The sequence below is a fragment of the Klebsiella sp. 141240 genome, from assembly GCF_050600805.1.
GTDB classification, from domain to species: domain Bacteria; phylum Pseudomonadota; class Gammaproteobacteria; order Enterobacterales; family Enterobacteriaceae; genus Klebsiella; species Klebsiella aerogenes.
Window position 1 is genome coordinate 214,144 of record NZ_JAQIRK010000002.1, and the last position, 25,951, is coordinate 240,094.

19 protein-coding genes and 1 pseudogene are annotated in these 25,951 nt (G+C 49.5%); 14 read left to right on the top strand and 6 right to left on the bottom strand.

The window, feature by feature from the left end:
* Positions 1-57 precede the first annotated feature (57 nt).
* Positions 58-1,216, top strand: a pseudogene (locus PGQ95_RS04040) (IS3 family transposase); the annotation flags it as partial.
* Between the two features lie 89 nt (positions 1,217-1,305).
* Here PGQ95_RS04040 and PGQ95_RS04045 read toward each other — a convergent pair.
* The 3 genes from PGQ95_RS04045 to PGQ95_RS04055 form a co-directional block, all read right to left on the bottom strand.
* Positions 1,306-1,941: a hypothetical protein gene (locus PGQ95_RS04045; protein WP_430917014.1), complete on the bottom strand. Its 636-nt coding sequence runs from the start codon at positions 1,939-1,941 to the stop codon at positions 1,306-1,308.
* 1 nt (position 1,942) lies between these two features.
* On the bottom strand, positions 1,943-3,373 hold the full coding sequence (locus PGQ95_RS04050; protein ID WP_430917016.1) for an AAA family ATPase: 1,431 nt from the start codon (positions 3,371-3,373) through the stop codon (positions 1,943-1,945).
* A gap of 1,192 nt (positions 3,374-4,565) precedes the next feature.
* Positions 4,566-5,108, bottom strand: coding sequence for a hypothetical protein (locus tag PGQ95_RS04055; protein ID WP_430917018.1), 543 nt, complete (start codon positions 5,106-5,108; stop codon positions 4,566-4,568).
* A 694-nt stretch (positions 5,109-5,802) separates the two neighbouring features.
* Between PGQ95_RS04055 and uraH the strand changes: the two genes are divergently transcribed.
* From uraH to PGQ95_RS04080, 5 genes are all read left to right on the top strand, one after another.
* Positions 5,803-6,204 carry a hydroxyisourate hydrolase gene (gene uraH / locus PGQ95_RS04060; protein ID WP_015367872.1) on the top strand — a complete coding sequence of 134 codons (402 nt, stop codon included), beginning with the start codon at positions 5,803-5,805 and terminating at the stop codon, positions 6,202-6,204.
* 402 nt (positions 6,205-6,606) lie between these two features.
* Positions 6,607-7,605, top strand: coding sequence for a 2-keto-3-deoxygluconate transporter (gene kdgT / locus PGQ95_RS04065; RefSeq protein WP_430917020.1), 999 nt, complete (start codon positions 6,607-6,609; stop codon positions 7,603-7,605).
* A 58-nt stretch (positions 7,606-7,663) separates the two neighbouring features.
* Complete coding sequence (gene kduI, locus PGQ95_RS04070; protein ID WP_113373778.1) at positions 7,664-8,500, top strand: 5-dehydro-4-deoxy-D-glucuronate isomerase; 837 nt, start codon at positions 7,664-7,666, stop codon at positions 8,498-8,500.
* Positions 8,501-8,755: 255 nt separating this feature from the next.
* Positions 8,756-10,063: an MFS transporter gene (locus PGQ95_RS04075; RefSeq protein WP_308958067.1), complete on the top strand. Its 1,308-nt coding sequence runs from the start codon at positions 8,756-8,758 to the stop codon at positions 10,061-10,063.
* A gap of 9 nt (positions 10,064-10,072) precedes the next feature.
* Complete coding sequence (locus PGQ95_RS04080) at positions 10,073-10,873, top strand: substrate-binding domain-containing protein (RefSeq protein ID WP_430917023.1); 801 nt, start codon at positions 10,073-10,075, stop codon at positions 10,871-10,873.
* On the opposite strand, the gene PGQ95_RS04085 is transcribed toward PGQ95_RS04080, so the two are convergent.
* Both PGQ95_RS04085 and PGQ95_RS04090 read right to left on the bottom strand, forming a co-directional pair.
* Positions 10,874-11,773, bottom strand: a complete 900-nt coding sequence (locus PGQ95_RS04085; protein ID WP_430917025.1) for a LysR family transcriptional regulator — start codon at positions 11,771-11,773, stop codon at positions 10,874-10,876.
* 118 nt (positions 11,774-11,891) lie between these two features.
* Positions 11,892-12,758, bottom strand: a complete 867-nt coding sequence (locus PGQ95_RS04090; RefSeq protein WP_020079430.1) for a GNAT family N-acetyltransferase — start codon at positions 12,756-12,758, stop codon at positions 11,892-11,894.
* Between the two features lie 603 nt (positions 12,759-13,361).
* Here PGQ95_RS04090 and PGQ95_RS04095 point away from each other — a divergent pair.
* The 3 genes from PGQ95_RS04095 to PGQ95_RS04105 all read left to right on the top strand — a co-directional run bounded on the left by PGQ95_RS04095 (position 13,362) and on the right by PGQ95_RS04105 (position 15,781).
* Positions 13,362-14,198 carry an alpha/beta fold hydrolase gene (locus tag PGQ95_RS04095; protein WP_213794420.1) on the top strand — a complete coding sequence of 279 codons (837 nt, stop codon included), beginning with the start codon at positions 13,362-13,364 and terminating at the stop codon, positions 14,196-14,198.
* Positions 14,199-14,485: 287 nt separating this feature from the next.
* On the top strand, positions 14,486-15,406 hold the full coding sequence (locus PGQ95_RS04100; protein WP_430917028.1) for a Kdo(2)-lipid IV(A) acyltransferase: 921 nt from the start codon (positions 14,486-14,488) through the stop codon (positions 15,404-15,406).
* A gap of 102 nt (positions 15,407-15,508) precedes the next feature.
* A complete protein-coding gene (locus tag PGQ95_RS04105) occupies positions 15,509-15,781 on the top strand; it encodes a DUF1471 domain-containing protein (RefSeq protein WP_015367862.1) in 273 nt (90 codons plus the stop codon).
* 110 nt (positions 15,782-15,891) lie between these two features.
* On the opposite strand, the gene PGQ95_RS04110 is transcribed toward PGQ95_RS04105, so the two are convergent.
* Positions 15,892-16,998, bottom strand: a complete 1,107-nt coding sequence (locus PGQ95_RS04110) for an alkene reductase (RefSeq protein WP_087860323.1) — start codon at positions 16,996-16,998, stop codon at positions 15,892-15,894.
* 205 nt (positions 16,999-17,203) lie between these two features.
* Between PGQ95_RS04110 and cadC the strand changes: the two genes are divergently transcribed.
* The 5 genes from cadC to lysS all read left to right on the top strand — a co-directional run bounded on the left by cadC (position 17,204) and on the right by lysS (position 25,918).
* Entirely contained in the window at positions 17,204-18,730 is a 1,527-nt protein-coding gene (gene cadC, locus PGQ95_RS04115) for a lysine decarboxylation/transport transcriptional activator CadC (RefSeq protein ID WP_087860322.1), read from the top strand.
* Positions 18,731-19,095: 365 nt separating this feature from the next.
* Positions 19,096-20,433 carry a cadaverine/lysine antiporter gene (cadB, locus tag PGQ95_RS04120; RefSeq protein ID WP_015367859.1) on the top strand — a complete coding sequence of 446 codons (1,338 nt, stop codon included), beginning with the start codon at positions 19,096-19,098 and terminating at the stop codon, positions 20,431-20,433.
* 82 nt (positions 20,434-20,515) lie between these two features.
* Positions 20,516-22,663: a lysine decarboxylase CadA gene (gene cadA / locus PGQ95_RS04125; protein ID WP_015367858.1), complete on the top strand. Its 2,148-nt coding sequence runs from the start codon at positions 20,516-20,518 to the stop codon at positions 22,661-22,663.
* Positions 22,664-22,723: 60 nt separating this feature from the next.
* Positions 22,724-24,196, top strand: a complete 1,473-nt coding sequence (gene dtpD / locus PGQ95_RS04130; protein WP_015704649.1) for a dipeptide permease DtpD — start codon at positions 22,724-22,726, stop codon at positions 24,194-24,196.
* A gap of 204 nt (positions 24,197-24,400) precedes the next feature.
* Complete coding sequence (gene lysS, locus PGQ95_RS04135; RefSeq protein ID WP_015704650.1) at positions 24,401-25,918, top strand: lysine--tRNA ligase; 1,518 nt, start codon at positions 24,401-24,403, stop codon at positions 25,916-25,918.
* Positions 25,919-25,951 lie beyond the last annotated feature (33 nt).

Consider the following 25,951-nt stretch of genomic DNA (forward strand, 5'->3'; position numbering starts at 1 on the left):
TTGTTCGATACTTATTGCCAACCTTTCTTCCGGCAAGCTCTCCAGAGTCAATGAGACGTTATCCTGCATATGCGTGAACACCGGCTGTCTGTTCGCGCAGTCTGTGCAAAATTTACTATCTCTGCCTTTTCCACTGTTTGTCAGTGGGAACGACAGTATGATGAAGGCGGATTAGAAGCCCTTACTGACAGCCGACGCAGGAAAAAAACGATGCCAGAACGCCCTGAAAATCACTCAGTCCCTCCTTTGCAGGCCTCTCTTGACCCGGATGAACGAGAGGAGCTTGAACAACTGCGTGCTGAAGTGGCATATCTAAAAAGGCTGCAGGCCTTACTCAGGGAAAGAAGCACGTCAAAACGCGGGATAAAGCGCGGGTCGTGAATGAGTTAAGGCCGGAGTTCCCTCTCGCACGCCTGTTAAAAGCGGCGGGGCTGGCGAGAAGCATGTTTTACTGGCAACTGGCCAGCGGTAAAAACCAGACAAATATGCCAGTGATAAGCGGCAGATTTTAACGCTGTTCCATAAACATAAAGGCCGGTATGGATACAGGAGAATCACGCTGGTTGGCCGTCGGGAAAGAAGCTTACTGAACCATAAAATAGTTCAGAGGTTAATGAATGAGTTAGATTTAACTTGCTGTATCATAAGAAAGAAATACAACTCTTACAGAGGCCGGTACGGGAAAATTGCAGGTAATGTGCTGAACCGGTAGTTCAGTGCGGATAAGCCCAACCAGAAGTGGGTAACAGATGTCACGGAATTTAAAATCAACGGAGAAAAACTGTATCTGTCTCTAGTTCTGGATCTGTATAACAGAGAAATAGTGGCGTATCAGATGGCGTCCCGTCCTCTGCTGTCGATGGTGGATGAGATGCTGTCGAAAGCGATGTCGGTACTGGGCAAAGACGAATATCCGCTACTGCACTCAGATCAGGGCTGGCAGTACCAGATGGCGCATTATCAGAAGCGACTTAAGGACGGCGGTCTGAAACAGAGCATGTCAAGAAAGGGAAACTGTCACGACAATGCAGTAATGGAAAGCTTCTTTGGTACGTTGAAGACTGAATGCTTTTACCTGATGGAACATAAGCATATCAGCGAGTTGCGCATTGCTATCAATGAGTACATCCACTATTACAACCATGAAAGAATAAAACAAAAACTAAAAGGCCTGGGTCCGGTAGAGTACCGAACCCAGGCCTTGATAGCCGCTTAATATAAACTGTCCAACATTATGGGGTCAGTTCATAAGGACGGTTTTTTACTGCAGTGGGTATTTTAGGGACTGAAGAAAATAAAAATTTCTTAACAAGAGGTAATTATACCACGGAAATCTAACCATCCTTTTTCAGGCGATGCAGTACGTCTTATCGAGATCTCTTTCATACCTAATTTTTTAAGTTCTTGCCTTCTTAATTGTTCCGGATCTAGCCTGGATGCATTTGAACTTGCTTTGATTGATCTGGTGGTTCCTATAACCCTATGAAAATCAAGACTTTCTTCTTTTACTGTGACTCCATATATGGCTGCTATTATATTAATCATGTACAAAATAAATATTCGAGAATTTTCAAGTTGTAAGAAGGATTCACCAATATCTGGTTTTTTCGATTTTTGGTCAAAAATCAAAATACAGAATTTGTCTTTTTTTCTGGTTATTATTATAAGATCGCAGGATTTATTTATACCATCAGGATTTGCTTTATCAAAGTACGGAGATAATTGTGAAAAGACTGCCCCCTTACCTTTAGCTTTTTTCTTGTTTGAGAAATCAAGCGTGAAAGCTATAGAATCATCAGGTATTTCCTTTACTGTTAATTCTTTTATCTCACTATACTCACCATCCTCCTGAAGAATAACAAAGGAAGAATCAGGATTTGCCGAATTTGACAAAGGTAATATTACATCCTTATTTAGTATGTTTTGTATATTCTCTAACATATCAGACCTCTTCCTCAAGGCATGAATATAATAAATTCTGTTTTTCATCAATGTCAGTAATAACATTATCAAAAATAAAAGCATTTACGCCAAATTTGTTTCCGCCTGCGTTATGTATAATTCCATCCTCACTAATAGTGAAGGCGTTAACATCTAATGGAGAAACTAAATCAATAGTCGAATAATTAAAGTGAGATAATTTCTCTCTGTTTTTAATCTGAGATGCCATTATTCTATTATTAATTTCTTTTACTATGTAATCGCTATGTGTTGTTATTATTATTTTAACACCAAAATTAGACATTCTAACAAGAAGTTCTGCCATCTTTATCTGATTCTGAGGATGTAAGTTAAGTTCAGGTTCGTCTATTATTAAATATGAATTTGGTGACATGTAATAACGTACATAAATATCAAGCAAAAATAGTGCCTTGTTTGATGCCGATGAAAGTGAAAGCGGCATTGATACTTTTTCACCATTTTTACAATTAACTGTAAAAATAGCCTCATCATTACGATGCTCGTATTTCCCACCGGTCAATGATTCAAGCGTATTTATGATATCATTCTTGCTTTTATCTTTTCTGCTACCTCTTCTCATCTTATTCATATCAATCAGATTTTTGAATTTTCTAATGTCAGTAAAATCTCTAATCACATTGACATTATGATTGATTGGCTCAGAAAATGTAGCTACTTTTTGGCTCACGATATCGTCAAGCGATAGAATGGTTTTAGAAATCTTGCTTGTTATATATGAGTCAACAATATTACTTCTATTACCATCTATTTCTTTTTGAAAGAGAGATATACCGGTACGTTCAGACGTGATAATGAAAGGTTCATTAGCTGAAGAATCCAATATCTCATTAATAAAGAAATAATTAAAGAGAAGATTTAGATAGTTAAGAGCCTCTTTTTCTTTCAGTGCACCGATTGGATTTCTATCCTTACTTTCTTTTTTAGATGAAGCCACAGAGAAATCAATGCATGTGCTATTGTTCTTTTTTTGTATGTTTAATACAATATTTTCAGCAACAGATATGTTTACATTAACTTCCGCTGCTAATACTCTGGTTTGAATATATGAATCGATTACATTAATTTTTGACTTGGAAAACATTCCTGCCACGTCTTTAAAAAATGCAGGGAGGCTAGATGATACTTCTTCATTCACTGATTTTATTAGTTCTTCAGTAAATACGTTTGAAATATCATAACTGGATTTCCCGGTTGTAACAAGGTCGATCGAAACTGACTTTGGAACTTTTATTTTATTTTTTAATACAGTGTTGTACTTGCTTATAGCTGCATATGTACTATAGCTTAAATAAGTTTTACCTACATTGTTAGGCCCAAATATAATGGTAATGTTATTTGTTTCTATTTTTCCTTTTTTTATAAAACCAATGTTTTCGAACTCTATTTCCATTAGCATCACCTATTAAAATAGTTAGGCATAAAAGACCTACTCGTCAGCTACCAACTATACCTGTCATGTAGAGAAAATCATACCCCCTTTAATCGAAAATCGCATCTGATACAACCATTTTCTAAAAATTACTCTTAGGTAGGTTGATGGAGGTGCGCCAGCTTTCCAAAAATTCTCAAAAAACCAGTGTTTCATCATGCAATATGGAGCCGCGCAAACGGCCTTGCCTATGCCCACTCTCTCGCAAATCCCCGGCGTCTCGATCCTGCTACCCTACTGAATTCACGCAGCGCAACGCCATACTTGCTTCTGTCAAAAATACTCAACAATAGTTTCCACCGTTCTAAAAAGCTAACTTACTGTAAAACAAAAATTCAATGAAACATTGGCATCTGCTTAGTGTCTGTAGCTGGTTTCAAGGTTGGCTGCGGCGGTTACAGATAATTTGAACAATACTTACCGCGCACCGGGTCGCCATCCGGGAGAAGGCTGCGGACAGCTCTCTACGCTAACTTGGTTATAAGTGTCATTTTTTCCAGCATCAGATGGCTTCGATGACGTGCCCGTCAGCCGCTCGGGCTAAAGGTTGTATCTTGTTCTGAAGCCATAAAAAGTGTGTTGAATGTTTCTGGGCGCGAAGCGGGCGTTGGAAATTGAATAGCCGTGAGTATTGCTAGTATTGCCAAGTATTAATCAATGGGGAGAAGGTTACCGTGGGCATATCACATTTAAATGCTTTGAGTTAGTGAAAGAGATGAATGATATTCCGCAGCCATTATCTTAGGATGTTGGCGGCAAGGTAATTAGTAGCCACAATTCTACCGACTCGAAATCGCTTAAGTTTTCAGCGAAATGCGTTTGGGGGCTTAATTGGGGGCTCCGACGTTTTTCGAACGAAGAAAAACCAGTAATAACAGAGGCAAAAAGGCATCTATTCGAATCCTGTAAGGATTTAAAATCAACTGCTTACCAACTTTCCCTCAATCGCTGATTTTTCCTTGTGTGACATATTTGGGACATCCTCCTCAAAAATCGAGTTTGTTTGTCGCGTGGGTTCCGTTATCCATGCTACAGCCGAACGTTGGCCATCTGTTCTGACTGCACTACACATCAACGTGCCGGACTCACCGAGGAAACCACAGCCTGCCCGACCTGTGGCAATAAATGAGGTCCGTCGAAACCGGATGTACCGTCAAGGATGTTTGCCGTGAAGCGGGTATCTCAGCTCGATTTGTGGCGCATCGCTTAGGCGCCTGCCAGATTTTGCCATCAGATATGCGGCGATTTCTTCATACGTCAAATCTACATGAAGCATGTCTTCATCCTGGAACCATTCGTTAGGCCAATAGATGAGATCAGATGGATTGGCATCAAAGTTTTTCTCCAGTAATCCCAGCGCGTAGCTTTGTTCTGATTCCTTGCCCTCTGCATTGCATACGAAACTGATTATCTGAACCAGCTCATACCAGGTTAAATCTGCTAAGTATTTCTCCTGATTAAATGCCATTCGGGTAAAGTCCTTTGCACTGGCCCATGAGGAAAAGTCCCGGAAATCAGAGAATTCATAAGGATTAACAACCTGGTTGTTCCAGTCATCAATCATCGCTTTTAGCCCTTCATCTTCTTCGTTGGCGCCATTATCAATTTGCAACAGTATCACTTTGGCCCTATCCGCCAGTTCCTTAAGTTTCTGACGGCTGATTTTGGCTGGTTTCATGCGTTCAGGTAGTGGCATCAGGTCTTCCTTGTTAGTTGAGACTCACCAGTGATAAGTCATTAAGCAATCTTCGTTAAGTACTCGTCAAAAGTCTATAAAATAATCAATTTCCTTTATGCTTACGATCGAATTTATTTTTTCAGTAATCTCAATTTTATCAATAATCGTTTCATTTTATGAAATTATAAAAGGTAACTATGAAAGCATATATCACTGACGAAGAACTGCTCCAGTAAGTTCAAAAACTGGCTGATAAATTGCTACCTGAAGAACGACTGCTCATTTTAGGATTACCACTGTGTTACAACGCTGTATACAGCGTTGGACAGAATGCGCGAGATGATCCGTAAGCGCCGCGAAGGTAGATAGGGAGATGCTCCGTTTATTAATGACCTGTTTGAAAGCTTATGCTGGTTTCCAAAGCCTAAAGAATGAGACATAAAAATTTTAGATAAAGCTCCAGCAGTTTCTAGCGCTGGAGTCAGCGTACTGGGAGATGTGTGATTTTCTTAATCTACATAGTTAAAAAAATCAGTTTGTTACGTGTTTATATCGAATCCTATAGGTCGTTCTATTCCTCCATCCAACACAAGCCTCTGACGTAGAACCGTGCTGATATTACCCGTTAATTAATAACGAAAAGTTTAATTTTATTTCCCATCGTGCTGACTATAGTGATGACACATTCACTTGCTTATTAAGGTCATCGCTCATGAAGTTAATTATTGCCTCCGTTATTTCGTTGTTGAGCTTCAGCGCGCTTGCGGCGCCGGAAGGGACACTAAGCGTACATATTCTCAATCAGCAGACCGGTCTGCCTTCTCAAGGGGTGCAGATTGAGCTCGATAAGCAGCAGGGCAGCGGCTGGCAGCATATCGCCAGCGGTAAAACGGATGCCGATGGCCGTATCAAGTCGCTCTATCCGCAGGCCGATAATATGGAACCAGGGGTGTATAAAGTGACCTTCAAAACCGGTGACTACTTTAAAAGTCATAATATGAGCACCTTCTTTCCCGTCATTCCGGTTATTTTCAGCGTAACCGAACAGAACCAAAAGCTACATATCCCGCTGTTGTTGAGCCAGTATGGCTACTCTACCTACCGCGGTAGTTGATCCACGCACATTTCCTGGCCGGGCAAAGCGAAGACCGTCGTGTCTTGCTTTGTCCGGCGCATGTCACCGAATTCACTAAAACATCTATCTAACATTTCATCCCGCCCCTGATTGCCGCAACGTCGTGGCTATACCCCCCTTTTGTTTTCAATAAACGATCCTTCGTTCGATTTCTTTTTGATATGTGATGACGGTAACTAAAACACTGTTTTGTTTTCGTTGAATCATTATTTCACATGATCAATGATAACGGCATGGTATCAGTGTGGTGCGCACAACCCTGAGACTCCTGACTTTTCTCATCTGTTCGTAATGCAATGAACAGAAAGAATTTTTTCAAACGCTATTGAAAGAATAAGTCACATCCTTGCCGTTCAGGTGGGGTGGAGATGAGGATAAAAAATGAAAATCAAAGCAACCATTGAACGTATCCCTGGCGGCATGATGCTGGTCCCATTGCTGCTTGGCGCGCTTCTCAATACCCTGGCGCCGGATACCGGTAATTACTTTGGTTCATTCACCAAAGGCATGATTGGCGGCACGGTGCCGATCCTGGCGGTGTGGTTTTTCTGTATCGGCGCATCGATTGATTTGCGCGCCACCGGCACCGTATTACGTAAATCCGGCACGCTAGTGATCACCAAAATTGCCGTCGCCTGGATTGTGGCCTTTATCGCTGCGATGGTCATTCCGGAAAATGGCGTCCAGACCGGTTTCTTTGCCGGACTGTCGGTACTGGCTATTGTCTCAGCAATGGATATGACCAACGGCGGTCTGTACGCCAGCCTGATGAATCAGTACGGCAGTAAAGAAGAATCCGGCGCGTTTGTATTGATGTCGCTGGAGTCCGGCCCGCTGATGACCATGGTTATCCTTGGCTCCGCCGGACTGGCTTCCTTCGAGCCTCACCATTTTATCGGCGCGGTGCTGCCATTCCTGGTGGGCTTTGCCTTAGGTAACCTCGACCACGACTTCCGCGCCCTCTTTAGCAAAGCCACCCCGGTGCTGATTCCGTTCTTTGGCTTTGCGCTGGGCAACACCATCAACCTGAGCGTGATTCTGGATACCGGACTGCTGGGGATTGTGCTTGGCGTGGCGGTCATCATCATTACCGGCATCCCGCTGATTATTGCTGATCGGGTTATCGGCGGCGGTAACGGGACGGCTGGCGTCGCGGCCTCTTCCGCAGCGGGCGCGGCGGTCGCGAACCCGGTGATCATCGCGCAGATTAATCCGGCCTTTGAACCGGTGGCGGCTTCGGCGACGGCGCTAGTCGCGGCAAGCGTCATCGTCACCGCGATTTTAGTACCGATTATTACCGCGCTGTATGCCAGACGCTTTGGCAACGTGCAGGCGGTGAAAGCACCTGCGGTAAATGTTGCATCATCCGCGAATCACTAACTTATTCTCGCCCTCCGCAGGAGGGCTTTATCATTCAAGAATCTGCCTGGAGGCTAACGTGGACGTAAGACAAAGTATCCACAGCGCGCATGCGAAAACTCTGGATACCCAGGGGCTGCGTAATGAATTTTTAGTTGAACACGTGTTTGTGGCTGATGAATACACCATGGTGTACAGCCATATTGACCGCATTATTGTTGGCGGCGTTATGCCGGTGCAGCGCGGCGTGTCGGTGGGCGGAGAAGTCGGTAAACAGCTTGGGGTAAGCTATTTCCTCGAACGCCGTGAGTTAGGGGTGATTAATATCGGCGGCCCGGGTTGTATTACCGTTGATGGCCAATGTTATGAAATCGGCCACCGTGAGGCGCTGTACGTCGGTAAGGGGGCGAAAGAGGTGGTGTTTACCAGCATCGACCACGCAAAACCGGCGAAGTTTTACTACAACTGCGCCCCGGCGCATACCACTTATCCGACGAAGAAAGTCACCCCTGCCGATGTAGCGCCGGTGACGCTGGGTGACAACCTGACCAGCAACCGCCGCACCATCAATAAGTATTTCGTGCCGGATGTGCTGGAAACCTGTCAGCTCAGCATGGGCCTGACCGAACTGGCGCCGGGCAACCTGTGGAACACCATGCCTTGCCATACCCATGAGCGGCGGATGGAGGTCTATTTCTATTTCAACATGGATGAGGACGCCTGCGTCTTCCACATGATGGGGCAGCCGCAGGAGACCCGTCATATTGTGATGCATAACGAGCAGGCGGTAATTTCGCCAAGCTGGTCGATTCACTCAGGCGTAGGTACCCGCGCTTATACCTTCATCTGGGGGATGGTCGGCGAGAACCAGGTCTTTGACGATATGGATCACGTCGCCGTACGCGATCTTCGTTAAAACTCCCCCTCAAGCCCGGATTGCCTTGGGGGGAAATGCAGCGGAGTTCACACTATCAGCGTATAGAGGCGGGGCGGAGGGGGAGACCCGTCGCCCCGTCATTGTTGGTGTCGCGTAGATAGCCGACTTTATTAATGTGTCTTACGCATCAATAGATGCGCAAAATGCGCTTATTCTCTTTCGCAACTTCCCGCACTCTTACGGTTACCTAAATGTTAATGAGAGTTAACTATTCAGTTAATCAGGGAGAGTGTGATGTCCGCAACTGCCGCTACTTCAGTGTTTCGCGCCAGGGCCAAAGTGATCCTGCAGGTGACCTCAGGGAATTTTCTTGAGCAGTTTGACTTCTTTTTATTTGGTTTTTACGCCACCTATATCGCCCATACTTTTTTTCCTTCCGAAAATGAATTCGCTTCCTTAATGATGACCTTCGCCGTTTTCGGCGCCGGGTTCTTGATGCGGCCCGTGGGCGCGGTGGTGTTAGGCGCCTGGATTGACAAGGTCGGCAGACGTAAAGGTTTAATCGGCACGTTGTCGATTATGGCGATGGGGACCATCCTGATCGTGCTGGTGCCAGGTTATCAGACTATCGGTTTGTGGGCGCCGGCGCTGGTGCTGTGCGGCCGACTGCTGCAGGGCTTTTCTGCTGGTGCGGAGCTGGGCGGCGTCTCGGTTTACCTCGCTGAAATGGCGACGCCAGGACGTAAAGGGTTCTATACCAGCTGGCAATCTGCCAGTCAGCAGGTCTCGATTATGGTGGCCGCTTCATTGGGCTATCTGCTCAATATGCTGCTCAGTGAGTCGAGTCTGCATCAGTGGGGATGGCGAATTCCGTTCGCGATTGGCTGCCTGATCGTGCCTTTCATCTTCTTTTTACGCCGCAACCTGAATGAAACCGCGGAGTATTCGGAGCGTAAGGAACATCCGACGTTAGGACAATCGCTGACGATTCTGCTGGCAAACTGGCGGGTGGTGATCGCGGGGATGTTAATGGTGGCCATGACCACTACCGCGTTCTATTTGATCACGGTCTACGCGCCAACCTTTGGCAAAAACGTGCTGTTATTAAGCGCCTCGGATAGCCTGCTGGTCACGCTGTTGGTGGCTATCTCTAATTTCATCTGGCTGCCTATCGGCGGCATGCTTTCCGATAAGTTTGGTCGTAAACCCGTGCTGGTCAGCATGACGCTGCTGGCTATTTTCACCAGTTGGCCTGCGTTATCGCTGCTGGCCCGCATGCCGGACTTCGCCATGATGTTGTCCGTGCTGCTGTGGCTCTCTTTTATTTACGGCATCTACAACGGCGCGATGATCCCCGCGCTGACGGAAATTATGCCCAGGTCGGTCAGGGTCGCTGGTTTTTCTCTGGCTTACAGCCTGGCGACCGCTCTGTTTGGCGGTTTCACGCCGGCGATGTCCACCGCGCTAATTAAAGTCACCGGGGATAAGGCGGCGCCCGGCTACTGGATGAGTTTTGCGGCAATCTGCGCGCTACTGGCGACGCTGTATCTCTATCAACGCGTTTCCCGGCAGGCATTGAAAACGCAAAATTCTTTAGGTTAAGAGGTGAATATGCAACGTAAATCATGGATTTTCTCGTTAGTGATATTCACCTGCGGCTATGCGCATGTTGCCGCCGCGCAGGAGATCACGGTGATGATTTCCGGCGGCTTCTCCGCGGCGTTGGATAAACTGGCGCCCGACTATCAGCAAAAAAGCGGCAATACCTTACATATCATTCATGGTCCCTCGATGGGGAAATCCGCGGAGGCGATACCGAACCGCCTGGCGACAGGGCAAAAAGCGGATGTGGTGATAATGGTGGGATACGCCCTGGATGATTTGCAGAAGCAGGGCAAAGTGATGCCGGGGTCGCGTATTGAACTGGCGGACTCACGAATTGGCGCCGTTGTGCCAAAGGGCGCCCCGGTGCCGGATATCAGTAGCGTCGCCGCGTTGAAACAAACATTGCTGCAGGCGAAATCCATCGCCTATTCGGATAGCGCCAGCGGGCGTTATGTTGAAAAGGAACTGTTCCGAAAACTGGATATCGCCGCGCAGGCAAGCCCCAAAGCAAAAATGATCGAAAAAATCCCCGTTGCTTCGCTGGTGGCGAAAGGGGACTACGCGATAGGGTTTCAGCAGGTTAGCGAGCTGTTGCCGGTCAGCGGCGTGACGTTCGTTGGCCGTCTGCCGGATGAAGTGCAATACGTTACTCGCTTCGCGGGCGCCGTGGTTGCCGATTCATCCGCGCAGTCGCAGGCGAAGCAGTTGCTGTGCTATCTGGCTTCAGTCCCGGCGCAGGCGGAAATTCGTCGCACAGGCATGGATCCTTTACCCTCCAACGCCTGCGAATTACCGGAAGAGGGCTAATTATGCGGTGGGATGGTAAAAATCAGTAATGGCTTTTTCGAGTTCGGCGGCCAGAGGGGGTAACGCTCTGCCCGCTTTTTTTATCAGCCCCACCTGCCTTTTCACTTCAGGTTCCACTAGCGGAATACTGGCTAACGCGTGGTGCGCGTAGGCCGGCAGCGCCATCGCCGGTATTGCCGCGATACCAAGGCCGGCATCCACCATACCCAGCATCGTCGTGACATGGCGGGTTTCACAAACCGCAGTGCGTCGTGGCCCTACATCGCTCAGGGCGCCATCCAGCAGGTGGCGATTGCCGGAGATCTTATCGAGCCAGATATAATCGCGGTTAAAAAACTCCTGCCAGCTGAGGCTGTTACGCTGCGCCAGCGGATCGTCGCGTCGGCAAACCGCCAGGTAACGTTCATGAACCAGCGGCGTAAACACCACATCAGACGCGATCTCAGAGAGAAAACTCAGGCCGAAATCCGCCTGGCGATTTTGCACGGCGCTATAAACATTTCCGGCGCTGGTATCAATAACCTTGATCCGCGCCTTAGGAAAACGTTGACGGAATTGCGTAATGACCTGGGGCATAAAATAGTTGGCGGCTGAAGGAACGCAGGCGACCGTCACCAGCCCGTTGCCGAAAGCCGCGCGGTCGCTAATGCCGTCCAGGGCATCTTCGAATTCGGAAAGCAGATGCTGCGCCTTTGGGGCAAAGGCTCTCCCGGTTTGCGTGAGCGTCACCCGGCGAGTGGTTCTGTCAAACAATCTCACCCCCAAAGCGGTTTCCAGCTTTTCAATTCGCCTGCTTAACGCCGATTGCGAAATGCAAATCGCCTCGGCGGCGTAGCGAAAGCTGCCGTGCTCGCTGAGGGCTAAAAAGGCGTAGAGATCCTGCAGGTCAAAAAGGGGCAAGTGGCGCTTCTCCTGGATTTAACAAAAAAACAACAATTGATTGTACTGTTTATTTTGTTTTCCAGGAAGAAACAACGCCGACCAGCCGCAGGTTAAATAGATGACCTGCGGCCCGGCATCAGGCGTGCGCCAGTAGCGGGAACATTAATTTGTTGTCGTGGAAGATGTTCTCTTTCGTCGAATAGATAAACAACATATCGTCGCCGTCTATTTTTTCGTACTCGCCAAGGCGCGCTTCCTTCGGCGTAAAACCGAGCACCGCCTGTTGCGATTGCGGTTGGGCGAGTTCATTGATAATGGTCGCCATGGATTGTCCGGCATCGCAAAAAATATCAAAGCAGATCAGCTCATGGGCGCTTTGCATCGCAATGGCGACGGCCTGGTTTTTCTCCGAGTAGTAAACAAAATGCTTCATAAACGCCGAACAGTAAAACATCAGCAGACCGAAGTTATTTTCCACTCGTAGCTGTGAAAAGGGGTTGGATTTCTGGTAGTAGTGCTTAAGCAGGGCGATATCCTGCGCACTATCCATATCCAGTTTACGGAAGTCGCCGGGTGTAGGCGAAACGGGCGCAACATATTGATATTCGTCGGTCCGCGTAAAGCCAAATTTGGGATAGAAGTCGACGGTAGTAGAATTGGCAAACAGGAAAAAAGCATCCGCTTTGTCACGCCAGTCATCAAGAATATGTTGTATCAACTGTCCGGCAAGCCCTTTATTACGGTAATCAATGTTGGTCATTACCGTACCTATTTGAATATAGCGTCGGGGTTGGCCTTGCCAGACCAGATCAATAATATTCGCGGAGGCGTTGGCGATAACTTTATTCTTATCAACGAAAGCGTAAGGGATATAGGATTCACTCCAGTACCCCTGCTGATACCAGGCGTCAAAGGAAAGATCGAACGTTTTGATGGCTAAATCGATAAAGCTCTTTCTTAATGTATTATCATCTTTGAGTTGCTTAACCAATTTGTAGTGCATCGCAGTCATTCCTTTCTTATTCGTTTTACTATCCGGGATTGTTACAGGCAAATTTTACCCCTTGAAAATCACAGGCTTTGCGCCTGAGTATGGCGGTTTTCTGCGGTTTGTACAGCATTGGCGGAAGGGCATCGCTCAGGACGTTGCCTGGCTCACAATTAATAGCAAATATTCTGCGTGGATAAGGTCAGTGAGACGCACCTGCGGTGGAATTTGGTTTATTCTTTTTTCTCGGGGAATAATCTGAAGAAATCTATTTGAGAGAAATTTACAGTAAAACGTAAGTATAAGAGGAAAATATTTTAATTATTCCTTTTTGACATAACGCACTGATATTTATCTATAAATAAAAAATATCGGAAAGGCATATTTTATCAATAGGTAATATGCACTAACGCTCAACAGTATATGGCGTATTTTAGTTGCTGCGTTGATATTAAATTGCTGAGAGATGAGCTAAATGAGCCATCATCTTCTACACTTTATGGCGCCGTTGCCATTGAGGTTTTTCGCAAGCAAGGGAAAGGCTTCATATCAGCGCTGAATGTAACCAATTGAATGTTAATGAGAAGTTGTCATATTTTCAAGAGAGGAGTTCCTGATATGGCATTCGTAACAACTAAAGATGGCGTTAATATTTATTTTAAAGACTGGGGTCCGAAGGAGGCTCAGCCGATTGTGTTCCACCATGGCTGGCCGTTAAGCGCTGATGACTGGGATAACCAGATGCTGTTTTTCCTCGCACAGGGTTTTCGCGTCATCGCTATCGATCGCCGTGGACATGGGCGCTCCGACCAGGTAAGCGAAGGCCATGATATGGATCACTATGCGGCCGATGCTTCGGCGGTAGTGGAAAGTCTGGATTTGCATAACGCTGTCCACGTTGGCCATTCAACCGGTGGCGGCCAGGTCGCGCGTTATGTGGCCAAGTACGGCCAACCGCAGGGCAGGGTAGCTAAAGCGGTATTAATCAGTTCCGTACCGCCGCTGATGGTCAAAACCGACAATAACCCTGGCGGTACACCCATCGAAGTGTTTGACGGTTTCCGCAAGGCGCTTGCCGCCAATCGCTCGCAGTTTTATCTCGATGTTGCCAGTGGACCGTTCTACGGCTTTAATCGCGATGGCGCAGAGGTTTCGCAAGGTACCATTCAAAACTGGTGGCGCCAGGGGATGACCGGTAGCGCGAAAGCCCACTATGAAGGGATTAAAGCCTTCTCTGAAACCGACCAGACAGAAGATCTGAAAGCGATTACGGTGCCAGTGCTGGTTATGCAGGGTGACGACGACCAGGTCGTTCCTTATGAAAATGCCGCGATTCTGCAGGACAAACTATTAGCGAAAAGCGAGCTTAAAATTTATCCGGGCTTACCGCATGGTATGCACACGTCACATGCGGATGTGATTAACGCCGATCTGCTGGCCTTCATTCGTTCATAACGATATTCAGCCTTCGAAGACGTTTCTTCGGAGGCTATTTATTTATTGTTGAAGATGAATAACGCAAACTTTAGTTTGCGTGCCGCTGTACGAAAAAATTAATAATAAATTTGTTACATAGTTCGTTTAATACCAGGGCAGTGTACAGGTTATAGTCTACGCTTGTATGCGTATTACCGCACGAATAGGAAAAAACTAAATGTTATGGATCGGGTACCTTATCCGCAAATTCGGACTGAGGCCTCCCGCTGGTATGTAAATCAAGGATCCTGAAGAGCAATACTCAGATGTCGCATTTACCCAAATTCTCTCTTTCATTATTACACCCGCGTTACTGGCCGGCATGGCTGGGTATTGGCTTATTGTGGCTGGTGGTACAACTACCTTATCCGCTGATCTATCGTCTGGGCCATGGGTTAGGGCGTTTATCCATGCATTTTTTGCGCGGAAGGGTACGTATTGCGAAGCGCAATCTTGAGCTCTGTTTTCCACATCTCAGCCCGGTGCAGCGTCATGAAATGTTGGTTAAGAATTTTGAATCTCTGGGCATGGGGTTGATGGAAACCGGCATGGCATGGTTCTGGCCGACCCATCGCGTCGAGCGCTGGACCGAGACCAGCGGCGTCAACGAAGTCGTTGAACTGCAGGAACAGAAGCAGGGTATTTTGCTGATTGGCATTCACTTTCTGACTCTGGAGCTCGGCGCGCGGATGTTTGGCATGTTCACGCCGGGGATTGGCGTTTACCGGCCAAACGATAATCCGCTGATCGACTGGCTACAAACCTGGGGACGACTGCGTTCTAACAAGACGATGCTGGATCGTAAAAACTTGAAAGGTATGGTTAAGTCACTGAAAGAGGGAGAAATCCTCTGGTACGCTCCGGATCATGATTATGGTCGCGCCAGCAGCGTATTTGTTCCCTTTTTCAATGTTGATAATGCTGCGACTACCTCCGGGACCTGGATGCTGGCGAGAATGTCAAAAGCCACCATCGTTCCTTTTGTTCCGCGAAGAAAGCCCAACGGCGCCGGGTATGAGCTGATTGCGCTGCAGCCAGAGGCGACGCCGCCGCTGGATTCCCCGGAAACTACCGCCAGCTGGATGAACAAAATTATTGAGCAATGTATCCTGATGGCGCCGGAACAGTACATGTGGCTGCACCGTCGTTTTAAGACCCGTCCGGAAGGGGTTCCGTCGCGGTACTAAGCGCGGTGGCCGGTGAAAAATAATCCGATAAATAGCGCGCTTATTAATCTAGTGTCTATACTAAAAGAGCCTCAATTAGGCTCAATCCAAGGAGAATGTAGGATGAAAAAGGTATTAGTCGCTTTAGCTCTTTCTGCTGTTGCCTTTGGCGCCTCTGCTGCGCAATTAATTACTAAAGAAGAAGCTTCGCATTTCAAACTGACTCACGTGGGCAGTATTTCTGTGGGGCCGTCTGGCGGGCAATTCTCTTCACCTTCTGATCTTCACGATCAGCTTTCTAAGCTGGCAGATGAGAAGGGCGGTAAATATTACATTATTACCGCGGCGCGCGAACACGGGCCGAACTTTGAAGCAACGGCGGAAGTGTATAAATAATTAATCACGTTGATTAATTATATATAAACGTCGAAAGTCTGATTTTTAACCCGGCATGCCACCGCGCTGCCGGGTTTTTTATTTAAGTACTGTGAAGCGATATATCCTGTTTACTTCGCGTCGACGGTAGGGTAGTCGAGGTAGCCCTCTTTACCACCGCCGAAAAACTGCTCTCTGATTGGCTGATTGAGCGGCAGGTTGTGCTGCAGACGATACGGCAGATCCGGGTTGGCGATAAACGGGCGACCAAAACCAATCAGGTCGGCCCAGCCTTTGGCCAGCGCTTCTTCGGCACGTTCTACGGTGTATTTCCCCGAATAAATCATTGTGCCGCGGAACACCTGTCGTAGCGCTTCTTTAAAGGCAGCGGGCATCACTGGCGCATCATCCCAGTCGGCTTCGGCGATATGGATATAGGCGATGCCGATATCATTGAGGACGCTGGCCGCCGCCAGATAGGTGGCTTCCGGCGTATCATCTTTCGACCCCATCAAGGTGGTCAGCGGCGCCAGGCGGATGCCCAGTTTCTCTTTACCAATCGCATCGGCAACGGCTTGCGCCACTTCTTTGAGGAAACGCAGGCGATTGGTTAACGAACCGCCGTACTCATCGGTACGCTGGTTTTCACGAGAATCAATAAACTGATTGATCAGATAGCCATTCGCACCGTGTAGCTCAACGCCATCAAAACCGGCGGCAATAGCGTTACGCGCGGCCTGTGCATATTGTTCGATGATAGCCGGGATCTCTTCGCGAGTCAGGGCGCGCGGCATCGAGTGCTGCACCATTTCACCAACGCCGTTTTCCGGACCGCGTCCTTCGACATCGACAAAGACCTTCACTCCTTCAGCCTGAATTGCAGATGAAGAAACCGGTGCGGCATTACCCGGCTGCAGTACGGTATGGGAGACACGCCCTACGTGCCAGAGCTGGGCAAAAATTTTGCCTCCCGCCTGGTGTACCGCGGCGGTGACTTTTTTCCAGCCGGCGATCTGCGCTTCATTATAGATGCCAGGCGTCCAGGCATAACCCTGTCCCTGTTGGCTAATCTGCGTGCCTTCGCTGATAATTAAACCGGCGCTGGCGCGTTGGGCGTAATACTCCGCCATCTGATCGGTAGCAACGTCACCGGCCCCGGCGCGGGAACGCGTCATCGGCGGCATCACGATACGGTTGTTTAACGGTAGGGCCGGCAAAGAATAGTGGTCGAATAACATAATGCGTCTCCTTAACGACTTGATGGACGCAGCATAGACCCTGGCTATTTTGGATTAAATGACAACGATGTTCATAGACTGTTAACTGATTTGTATATAAAGGGGGTAGCGTATGCCAAACGTGTGGGGTATTGACCACCCGCATAATTAGGTAGGCGAAATGTGGTATTATCGCGCCTTTCCCTTTTCGTCCTGGGGTTTTTTTATGCAACAACCTGTTGTTCGCGTTGGGGAATGGCTCGTTACTCCTTCTGTAAACCAAATTAGCCGGAACGGACGTCAGCTTACTCTCGAACCGCGTTTAATCGATCTTCTGGTCTACTTTGCTCAACATCCTGGCGAGGTACTTAGCCGGGACGAGCTTATCGATCACGTCTGGACGCGCAACGTGGTGACCAGCCATGTCGTCACCCAGAGTATTTCCGAGTTGCGTAAGTCACTGAAAGACGGCGATGACGGCAGCATGGAATATATTGCGACGGTGCCCAAACGCGGTTACAAGCTGACGGTCCCGGTAATTTGGTGTACGGAAGAGGGCGAAGAGTTGGCGCCGGTTGTCCCGCCAGTAGCCCCTGTCACCGTTCCTGAAACGTCGCCACCGACTATTTCTCCTTCATCTGCCTCGCCTGCGGCGGCGGCAGTGCCGGAAAAACGTAAACGGATCACCACCTTCTGGGTGTGGACGCTGTTCCTGCTGGCGTTGGGCAGTTGCGTCGCGTTAGTCGCCTTGTCGTCGATAGAATCGCGGCCGCCGGAAACCAAAACTCGCCTGCTGCTAAACCCGCGCGATATCGACATACACCTGGTAAACGGCAGTTCATGCAACAACTGGGCATCGCAGCATGCCTATGCGGTAGGGTTGGGCAGCCTGGTAACCACCTCGCTCAACACTTTCTCGACCTTTATGGTCCACGATAAAACCAACTACAACATCAACGAGCCCAGCAGTTCGGGTAAAACGTTGACCATCGAATTCGTTAATCAGCGCCACTATCGCGCCCAGCAGTGCTTTATGTCGGTGCAACTGGTCGATAACGCCGACGGCTCGACGATGCTCGATAAACGCTACTTTATTACCATGGATAACCAGCTCACCATTCAGAATGACCTGCTGGATAGTCTGTCAACCGCGCTAATGCAGCCGTGGCCGGATCGCATGAAAGCGATGCTGAAACAGTATCAACCCGCGCAAAGCCCTTCATTAACCCGTCTTTATCAGGCCCATCAGCTGTTAATGAAAGGTGATGTCGATTCATTAGGTAAAGCCAGCGATATACTCGATGACGTCATTAAACAATCGCCGGACTTTATTTATGCTTACGCCGAAAAAGCGCTGGTGGATGTATTACGTCATTCGCAGCAGCCGTTGGATGAAAAACAATTAGCGACGCTGTATGCCGAGGTTGAAAAAGTGGGTGAAATGCCCGGCATTAAAGATATGGCGATCTTCTACCAGATAAAAACGGTAGATATGTTAGGCAAAGGGAAAATAGATGAGGCGTACAGCGCTATCAACACAGGCATTGATTTAGAAATGTCGTGGATGAATTACGTGCTGCTCGGTAAAGTCTATGAGATGAAAGGACAGAACCGCGAAGCTGCCGATGCCTACCTGACGGCGTTTAATTTACGCCCTGGCGAAAACACCTTGTACTGGATTGAAAACGGAGTATTCCAGACCTCCGTCACCCGCGTAGTACCATATCTCGACAATTTCCTCGCTTCAGAATAAGTAAACCCTCATCATGCTCATGGTTTTGAGTATGATGAGGTTAAATTTATGTATCTCATGAGCACTCTGATTGTTACCTGAAATAAGCGTTATTTTCCTGCCTGGTAACACAATTTCAACACCAGTATGCACGTCTAACTCTTTGTAAGTAGGCGATGTTTATCTTTTTTTGATATCAACATGTCATGTTTATATGTTAATCGAAAAAGGTCAAAATATCATTTGTCTGATGTTTGTAGTTATTTCACTTTATCTTTAGGATTTATCTCGTACGAATCAGTAATCTTGTTGGCAGTTGGTCGGGTCAATAAATGGTTCTATATCATGATCTGTACCTCCCAAATAAACTTAGGAGAAAAACAACCATGAGTTCTGCCAAGAAGATCGGGCTATTTGCCTGTACCGGCGTAGTCGCCGGTAATATGATGGGGAGCGGTATTGCACTATTACCTGCGAACCTCGCCAGCATCGGTGGTATTGCCATTTGGGGTTGGGTGATTTCTATTATTGGCGCGATGTCTTTGGCTTATGTTTATGCCCGACTGGCGACCAAGAACCCGCAGCAGGGTGGTCCAATTGCTTACGCAGGGGAAATTTCTCCGGCCTTCGGTTTCCAGACCGGCGTCCTTTATTATCATGCAAACTGGATTGGTAACCTGGCAATCGGTATTACCGCCGTCTCTTATCTCTCTACGTTCTTCCCAATTTTAAATAACCCGGTGCCAGCAGGTATTGCCTGTATTGCCATCGTGTGGATCTTTACTTTCGTTAATATGCTCGGCGGGACCTGGGTAAGCCGTCTGACCACTATTGGTCTGGTACTGGTGCTTATTCCGGTGGTAATGACAGCGGTCGTCGGCTGGCATTGGTTTGACGCGGCAACCTATCAGGCGAACTGGAACACCTCCAGCACCACTGATAGCCACGCGGTCATCAAAAGTATCCTGCTCTGCCTGTGGGCCTTCGTTGGCGTAGAATCCGCCGCAGTGAGTACCGGGATGGTGAAAAACCCGAAACGTACCGTACCGCTGGCAACCATGCTGGGTACGGCGATGGCCGGTATCGTCTATATCGCCGCGACTCAGGTTATCGCCGGTATGTATCCTGCTTCTCAGATGGCCGCGTCCGGTGCGCCGTTCGCAATTAGCGCCTCTACCATTCTCGGCGGCTGGGCTGCTCCGATGGTTTCCGCTTTCACCGCCTTCGCTTGCCTGACTTCTCTGGGCTCGTGGATGATGCTGGTTGGCCAGGCCGGTGTACGTGCCGCCAACGACGGTAACTTCCCGAAAGTGTATGGCGAAGTCGATAGCAACGGTATCCCGAAAAAAGGCCTGCTGCTGGCCGCGGTGAAAATGACCGCGCTGATGGTGCTGATTACCCTGATGAACTCCGCCGGTGGTAAAGCATCTGATCTGTTCGGCGAGCTGACCGGTATCGCGGTACTGCTGACCATGCTGCCTTACTTCTACTCCTGTGTTGACCTGATTCGTTTCGAAGGCATCAACATCCGCAACTTCGTTAGCCTGATTTGTTCGGTACTGGGTTGCGTGTTCTGCTTCATCGCGCTGATGGGCGCAAGCTCCTTCGAACTGGCCGGCACCTTTATCGTTAGCCTGATTATCCTGATGTTCTACGGTCGCAAAATGCACCAGCGCCAGCAGAACAACGCAACGGATAACAACAGCCCCGCTAACGCGCACTAATCAGTAACCCTTTTTCCTGAGGCTCCTTCCATCACCTGTCACATCGAGACGGGAGGGGCTTTCTACATCTGGAGATTTGACTATGAACGTTATTGCAATCATGAATCACATGGGTGTTTACTTCAAAGAAGAACCCATCCGTGAACTGCATCGTGCTCTCGAACGCCTGGACTTCCGTATTGTCTACCCGAACGACCGTGACGACTTATTAAAACTTATCGAAAACAACTCTCGTCTGTGCGGCGTGATCTTCGACTGGGATAAATACAATCTCGAACTGTGCGAAGAAATCAGCAAAATGAACGAGTACATGCCGCTGTACGCTTTCGCTAACACCTACTCCACTCTGGACGTTAGCCTCAACGATCTGCGCATGCAGGTTCGCTTCTTCGAATATGCGCTGGGCGCCGCTGAAGATATCGCGAACAAAATCAAACAGAACACTGACGAATACATCGACACCATTCTGCCGCCGCTGACCAAAGCGCTGTTCAAATATGTACGTGAAGGCAAATACACCTTCTGTACCCCAGGCCACATGGGCGGTACCGCGTTCCAGAAAAGCCCGGTAGGCAGCATCTTCTATGATTTCTTTGGTTCCAACACCATGAAATCCGATATCTCCATTTCGGTTTCTGAACTGGGTTCACTGCTCGACCACAGCGGCCCGCACAAAGAAGCGGAAGAGTATATCGCTCGCGTCTTCAACGCTGAACGCAGCTACATGGTGACCAACGGTACATCAACCGCTAACAAAATCGTCGGTATGTACTCCGCGCCTGCCGGCAGCACCGTGCTGATTGACCGTAACTGCCACAAATCGCTGACTCACCTGATGATGATGAGCGACATTACGCCGATCTACTTCCGTCCGACCCGTAACGCCTACGGTATCCTCGGCGGTATCCCGCAGAGCGAATTCCAGCACGCGACTATCGCCAAGCGTGTGAAAGAGACGCCGAATGCGACCTGGCCGGTACACGCGGTTATCACCAACTCAACCTATGATGGTCTGCTGTATAACACCGACTTCATCAAGAAAACCCTGGATGTGAAATCCATCCACTTTGACTCCGCATGGGTGCCTTACACCAACTTCTCGCCGATCTATGAAGGCAAATGCGGGATGAGCGGCGGCCGCGTTGAAGGGAAAGTGATCTACGAAACCCAGTCCACGCATAAACTGCTGGCGGCATTCTCTCAGGCTTCGATGATCCACGTGAAAGGCGACGTTAACGAAGAAACCTTCAACGAAGCCTACATGATGCACACCACCACTTCTCCGCATTACGGTATCGTGGCTTCCACCGAAACCGCGGCGGCGATGATGCGCGGTAACGCCGGTAAACGCCTGATCGACGGTTCTATCGAACGTTCGATCAAGTTCCGTAAAGAGATCAAACGTCTGAAAGGCGAGTCTGAAGGCTGGTTCTTCGATGTATGGCAGCCGGAACATATCGATGGCGCTGAATGCTGGCCGCTGCGTTCCGATAGCGCATGGCACGGTTTCAAAAACATCGATAACGAGCACATGTACCTCGACCCGATCAAAGTCACGCTGCTGACTCCGGGGATGAAGAAAGACGGCACCATGGATGATTTCGGTATTCCGGCAAGCATCGTGGCGAAATATCTCGACGAACACGGCATCGTGGTTGAGAAAACCGGTCCGTACAACCTGCTGTTCCTGTTCAGCATCGGTATCGATAAGACAAAAGCGCTGAGCCTGCTGCGTGCGCTGACCGACTTCAAACGCGCGTTCGACCTGAACCTGCGGGTGAAAAACATGCTGCCGTCTCTGTACCGTGAAGATCCTGAATTCTATGAAAACATGCGTATTCAGGACCTGGCGCAGAACATTCATAAACTGGTTGAGCATCACAACCTGCCGGACCTGATGTTCCGCGCATTCGAAGTGCTGCCATCCATGGTGATGACCCCGTATGCCGCGTTCCAGAAAGAGCTGCACGGTCAGACTGAAGAAGTTTACCTCGAAGAGATGGTAGGCCGCGTCAACGCCAACATGATCCTGCCGTATCCTCCGGGAGTACCGCTGGTTATGCCTGGTGAGATGATCACCGAAGAAAGCCGCCCGGTACTGGAATTCCTGCAGATGCTGTGCGAAATCGGCGCTCACTACCCGGGCTTCGAAACCGATATCCACGGCGCATATCGTCAGGCGGATGGTCGTTACACCGTTAAAGTGCTGAAAGAAGAAAACAACAAGTAATAGACGCACACAAGGGAAGTGGCTTGCCACTTCCCTTTTTTCACGCTGCAAGGAGAACCTATGAAAACACCCTCACAGCCGCGCGCGATTTACTACATCGTAGCGATCCAGATCTGGGAGTACTTCAGCTTTTACGGCATGCGCGCCTTACTCATCCTTTATCTCACCCACCAACTTGGCTTTGACGATAGCCACGCCATCAGTCTGTTCAGCGCCTACGCATCTTTAGTTTACGTAACCCCCATTCTCGGCGGCTGGCTTGCCGACCGCCTGCTCGGCAACCGCACGGCGGTGATTGCCGGGGCGTTGTTGATGACCCTCGGCCACGTGGTGCTGGGCGTCGAATCTGATTCCACCTGGAGCCTCTATCTGGCGCTGGCGATCATTATCTGCGGCTATGGTCTGTTCAAATCCAATATCAGCTGCCTGCTCGGCGAACTGTACGCCGCTGACGACCATCGTCGCGATGGCGGTTTCTCGCTGCTGTATGCCGCCGGTAACGTCGGTTCGATAGCCGCCCCCATTGCCTGCGGGCTGGCGGCGCAGTGGTACGGCTGGCATATCGGCTTTGCGCTGGCGGGGATCGGCATGTTTATCGGCCTGATGATTTTCTTAAGCGGCAGCCGCTACTTCCGCGACACCCGCGGCGTCGACAAACAGGCGCTGCGCGCGGTGAAATTCGTGTTGCCGACCTGGGGCTGGCTGGTGGTGATGCTGTGCCTGGCGCCGGTCTTCTTCACCTTGCTGTTAGAAAACAACTGGTCCGGTTATCTGCTGGCGATTGTCTGCCTGTTCGCCGCGCAAATGGTGGCGCGGATCATGATCAAATCGCCGCAGCACCGCCGCGCGCTGTGGCAAATCGTTCTGCTGATGTTGACCGGAACGCTGTTCTGGGTGCTGGCGCAGCAGGGCGGCAGCTCGATTAGCCTGTTTATCGACCACTTTGTTGATCGCCGGCTGTTCAATATTGAAGTACCGACCGCGCTGTTCCAGTCGGTTAACGCGGTGGCGGTGATGGCCGCCGGCGTGATCCTGGCGTGGCTTATCCGCCCGGAAGGGCGAACCCGCTCGGTGTTAAAAGTGTGGCTGAAATTTGCTTTCGGCCTGCTGCTGATGGGCGGTGGATTTATGCTGCTGGCGCTGAATGCCCGCCACGGCGCGGCTGATGGTCAGGCCTCGATGGGCATGATGGTCGCCGGGCTGGCAATGATGGGCTTTGCCGAACTGTTTATTGACCCGGTGGCGATGGCGCAGATAACCCGTCTGAACATGCCCGGCGTCACCGGCGTATTAACCGGCATTTATATGTTGGCCACCGGCGCGGTCGCCAACTGGCTGGCCGGGGTGGTGGCGCAGCAAACCACCGAATCGCAAATCAGCGACACGGCGATTGCCGCCTATCAGCATTTCTTCTCGCAGATGGGTGAATGGACTATCGGCTGCGTAGCGGTGATTGTCATTGTCGCCTTTGCCGCGATTTGCAGCACCGGCCAGCGCAGCGCGACCGGGGACATTAACTCAACAGCCAAGTGAGCAGGAGGTGGATATTCTGGCAGGCGCGGAAGCCAACGATAAAAAATACCGTTAGTGAAGCCATAGCTGAGTGAGATCAGCTTGTAGTGAATCCAGAGTCGTTAAGATTGTTCTCTGGTGTGTTACCAGAGACAGGCCGCGCTGAATGGTGACCTGGTTCAATTTATCGAAGCTAGTTTGAAAGCAGGGTTATGAGGAACCAACATGTCTGAACAACAAGCACAAGGTGCCGATGAGGCAATTGACCTTAATAATGAACTGAAAACTCGTCGCGAAAAATTGGCTGCGCTGCGTGAGCAGGGCGTCGCTTTCCCGAACGATTTCCGTCGCGATCATACCTCTGACCAATTGCACGCTGAATTCGATGCGAAGGATAACGATGAACTCGCTTCCCTGAACGTTGAAGTCTCTGTTGCTGGCCGTATGATGACCCGCCGCATCATGGGTAAAGCCTCTTTCGTTACCCTTCAGGACGTCGGCGGCCGCATTCAGCTGTACGTCGCGCGCGATGACCTGCCGGAAGGCGTCTACAACGAACAGTTTAAAAAATGGGATCTCGGCGATATCATCGCCGCCCGCGGCAAGCTGTTCAAAACGCAAACCGGCGAACTATCCATTCACTGCACCGAGCTGCGTCTGCTGACCAAAGCCCTGCGCCCGCTGCCGGATAAATTCCACGGCCTGCAGGATCAGGAAGTCCGCTATCGCCAGCGTTATCTGGATCTGATCGCCAACGAAGAGTCGCGTCATACGTTCCGTATCCGTTCGCAGATCCTCGCCACCATGCGTCAGTTCATGGTTGCCCGCGGCTTTATGGAAGTCGAAACCCCGATGATGCAGGTGATCCCAGGCGGCGCTTCCGCCCGTCCGTTCATCACCCATCACAACGCGCTGGATCTGGATATGTACCTGCGTATCGCGCCGGAACTGTATCTGAAACGTCTGGTGGTTGGCGGCTTCGAACGCGTCTTCGAAATCAACCGTAACTTCCGTAACGAAGGGATCTCCGTACGTCATAACCCAGAGTTCACCATGATGGAACTGTATATGGCGTATGCGGATTACAAAGACCTGATCGAACTGACCGAGTCGCTGTTCCGCACTCTGGCGCAGACGGTGCTGGGCAAAACCGAAGTGCCGTATGGCGACCAGGTGTTTGACTTCGGCAAACCGTTTGAAAAACTGACCATGCGTGAAGCCATCAAGAAACACCGTCCGGAAACCAACATGGCGGATCTGGATAACTTCGACGCGGCGAAAGCGCTGGCGGAATCTATCGGTATTCAGGTAGAGAAAAGCTGGGGTCTGGGACGTATCGTCACGGAGATCTTTGATGAAGTGGCGGAAGCGCATCTGATCCAGCCGACCTTCATCACCGAATATCCGGCGGAAGTTTCTCCGCTGGCCCGCCGTAACGACGTGAACCCGGAAATCACCGACCGCTTCGAGTTCTTCATCGGCGGCCGCGAAATCGGTAACGGTTTCAGCGAGTTGAACGATGCGGAAGATCAGGCGCAGCGTTTCCAGGATCAGGTCAACGCCAAAGCGGCGGGCGATGACGAAGCGATGTTCTATGACGAAGACTACGTCACCGCGCTGGAGTACGGCCTGCCGCCGACCGCCGGCCTGGGTATCGGTATCGACCGCATGGTGATGCTGTTTACCAACAGCCACACCATCCGCGACGTTATCCTGTTCCCGGCCATGCGTCCGCAGAAGTAATCGTGTTTGGTAAATGACAAAACCCCGGCTTGC

What these genes read in the sequence shown, in the direction of transcription:
- lysS (WP_015704650.1), top strand. Translation starts at nt 24,401, where the DNA reads ATGTCTGAACAACAAGCACAAGGTGCCGATGAGGCAATTGACCTTAAT.
- PGQ95_RS04100 (WP_430917028.1), top strand. Translation starts at nt 14,486, where the DNA reads ATGTCGCATTTACCCAAATTCTCTCTTTCATTATTACACCCGCGTTAC.
- dtpD (WP_015704649.1), top strand. Translation starts at nt 22,724, where the DNA reads ATGAAAACACCCTCACAGCCGCGCGCGATTTACTACATCGTAGCGATC.
- PGQ95_RS04110 (WP_087860323.1), bottom strand. Translation starts at nt 16,998, where the DNA reads ATGTTATTCGACCACTATTCTTTGCCGGCCCTACCGTTAAACAACCGT.
- cadA (WP_015367858.1), top strand. Translation starts at nt 20,516, where the DNA reads ATGAACGTTATTGCAATCATGAATCACATGGGTGTTTACTTCAAAGAA.
- kdgT (WP_430917020.1), top strand. Translation starts at nt 6,607, where the DNA reads ATGAAAATCAAAGCAACCATTGAACGTATCCCTGGCGGCATGATGCTG.
- PGQ95_RS04045 (WP_430917014.1), bottom strand. Translation starts at nt 1,941, where the DNA reads ATGTTAGAGAATATACAAAACATACTAAATAAGGATGTAATATTACCT.
- PGQ95_RS04095 (WP_213794420.1), top strand. Translation starts at nt 13,362, where the DNA reads ATGGCATTCGTAACAACTAAAGATGGCGTTAATATTTATTTTAAAGAC.
- PGQ95_RS04050 (WP_430917016.1), bottom strand. Translation starts at nt 3,373, where the DNA reads ATGGAAATAGAGTTCGAAAACATTGGTTTTATAAAAAAAGGAAAAATA.
- PGQ95_RS04105 (WP_015367862.1), top strand. Translation starts at nt 15,509, where the DNA reads ATGAAAAAGGTATTAGTCGCTTTAGCTCTTTCTGCTGTTGCCTTTGGC.
- PGQ95_RS04055 (WP_430917018.1), bottom strand. Translation starts at nt 5,108, where the DNA reads ATGCCACTACCTGAACGCATGAAACCAGCCAAAATCAGCCGTCAGAAA.
- PGQ95_RS04080 (WP_430917023.1), top strand. Translation starts at nt 10,073, where the DNA reads ATGCAACGTAAATCATGGATTTTCTCGTTAGTGATATTCACCTGCGGC.
- uraH (WP_015367872.1), top strand. Translation starts at nt 5,803, where the DNA reads ATGAAGTTAATTATTGCCTCCGTTATTTCGTTGTTGAGCTTCAGCGCG.
- cadB (WP_015367859.1), top strand. Translation starts at nt 19,096, where the DNA reads ATGAGTTCTGCCAAGAAGATCGGGCTATTTGCCTGTACCGGCGTAGTC.
- cadC (WP_087860322.1), top strand. Translation starts at nt 17,204, where the DNA reads ATGCAACAACCTGTTGTTCGCGTTGGGGAATGGCTCGTTACTCCTTCT.
- PGQ95_RS04090 (WP_020079430.1), bottom strand. Translation starts at nt 12,758, where the DNA reads ATGCACTACAAATTGGTTAAGCAACTCAAAGATGATAATACATTAAGA.
- PGQ95_RS04075 (WP_308958067.1), top strand. Translation starts at nt 8,756, where the DNA reads ATGTCCGCAACTGCCGCTACTTCAGTGTTTCGCGCCAGGGCCAAAGTG.